Origin of the sequence: Pseudovibrio sp. POLY-S9, assembly GCF_001431305.1 — a bacterium.
Taxonomy (GTDB): Bacteria; Pseudomonadota; Alphaproteobacteria; order Rhizobiales; family Stappiaceae; genus Pseudovibrio.
Map to the genome: position 1 here is coordinate 9130 of NZ_LCWX01000243.1, position 2013 is coordinate 11142.

At 52.0% G+C, this 2013-nt stretch carries 2 protein-coding genes; both read left to right on the plus strand.

Annotation, left to right across the window (positions count from 1 at the left end; all coding sequences use genetic code 11):
- Positions 1-195: 195 nt before the first annotated feature.
- On the plus strand, positions 196-669 hold the full coding sequence (locus PPL9_RS27150) for a P27 family phage terminase small subunit (RefSeq protein WP_057465655.1): 474 nt from the start codon (positions 196-198) through the stop codon (positions 667-669).
- A partial coding sequence (locus tag PPL9_RS27155; protein ID WP_244273487.1) for a terminase large subunit occupies positions 669-2013 on the plus strand: 1345 nt, incomplete at its 3' end. The genes PPL9_RS27150 and PPL9_RS27155, both read left to right, overlap by 1 nt.

Sequence of the window (2013 nt, forward strand, 5' to 3'; positions counted from 1 at the left end):
GAGCAGCGCGGTTACAGCTCCCAGGTCGATGAAAGCGGATGGCCAGTCGATCCCAACCACCCGGCGAACAGGTAGGGGGTGGGGTCGATTTCTCCCACCGCGAAAGTTGAGGACCGGAGGGGGAGGGTTTTCTCACAAAAAGTGGGAATTGGAGACAAAAAGCCACTAGGGGCAAGAGCTTAAAGGAGCTGACAGGTGAAGGGCAGAACACCCAACAGCAATGAAAACGTTGTTCCACTCACGGGCAACACCAATCCAGAGTCACTACGCGAACGCGGTCTTCAGATTGCAACTGACCTCAAGCCAGATCACCTGACTAAGGACGGCGTTAAGGTTTATGATCGGATTGCACCTCATGTGTGCAACCCACTCGTAGCTAGGCTCAACTTCTACAACATGGAAAGTTTTGTTCTCATGTGTGAGGCGCTTGCCCGACATGAGAAACTTCGGAAGTACCTAAACACTCCCGGTGTTGAGGAAACTTACATTTCGGAAACTCGTAACGGCAAGCAACTCAAAAACCGACCTGAGGTTGCTCAGCTTAATGAAACTTTCCGCCAGTTCCTTACAGTTGCACGTGACTTTGGACTAACGCCAGCAGCCGAGCGCGGGCTCAAAGCTAATCCAGCTCAGGGCCAACTGGACCTAGAAGAAGACTACTTTGCTTGATGCGAACAGATTCCGAAATTGATCCAGTTACTGCATGGGCTGAGGATGTGGTTTCAGGGCGCGTGATTGCTGGACCTCACATTCGCCACGCCTGTGAACGCCATTTGCGAGACCTAGATGAGGCTGGCGAGCGCGGATTCTATTTTGATCGCGAAGAAGCTCTGAAGGTCATCGATTTTTTTCCTAAGCTTTTGCGGCTTAATGGCGGCGACTTCGAAGGCAAACGGTTTCACCTTCATCCGTCACAGCAGTTCCGTGTTGGCTCATTGTTTGGCTGGAAGAACAAGGAAACTGGAGTGCGTCGGTTCCGGCGGATGTACGATGAAGAGGGCAAGGGAAACGGCAAGTCACCAATGCTTGCGGGTGTTGGTTTGGTCGGACTTGTCATGGAAAGAGAACCGCGAGCAGAGGTCTACGCTGCGGCTTCAAAAAAAGATCAGGCGCAAGTCCTCTTCAAAGATGCTGTTGCGATGGTCGAGCAATCTCCGAGTTTGGCTGCGCGCGTAAAACTTCTAGGTATTGATCCAGTCTATGCGATGATCTACCGCGCTAAAGATGGTGGCAAGCGCGAGTTCAAACCCATCTCCTCAGATGACGGCAAGTCAGGGCCGCGCCCAAGTGTTGCGCTTTGTGATGAGGTTCACGAGCACAAGAACCGCGACACTATCGACATGCTGGAGCGCGGGTTTAAGTTTCGTAAGCAGCCGTTGTTGCTCATGGCAACCAATGCCGGAGTTGATCGTAACGGGATTTGCTACGAGGAAAGAACTCACGCAATCCGGGTGGCGTCTGGTCTGGCAGAGGATGACACAACGTTTTCTTTTGTCTGCGGTCTGGATGAGGGCGACAACTGGTTGGATGATCCATCTTGCTGGATCAAAGCAAACCCATTGCTTGGCACGATCCTGACCGAGGATTATCTCCAACTTCAAGTCAACCAAGCCAAGATGATGCCGGGGAAAAAGAACGGCATTGCCAGACTTCACTTTTGTGTCTGGACAGAGGCGGACAACGCAGCATTCAAACAGGAAGTCTGGCGCTCGTGTCTTGATGCAGAGCTGACAATCGAAAGCCTGATCGAGGCAGGCTATCCGTGTTACGGCGGTTTAGATCTTTCTCGCGTCCGAGACTTCACAGCGTTTACGTTGACCTGGGTTCTTGATGACACTCCAGACAAAGAAGTCTTTGCTTCCTTCACTTGGTTTTGGACACCAGAGGACACGCTTCGTGAGCGGGCTGCAGAAGATCAAACGCCATACGATCAGTGGGTTGAGGCTGGTTACATTGAAGCAGTCAAAGGAAATCGAATTTCCTATGCGTGGGTTGCTGACGCGCTGTCTGAGA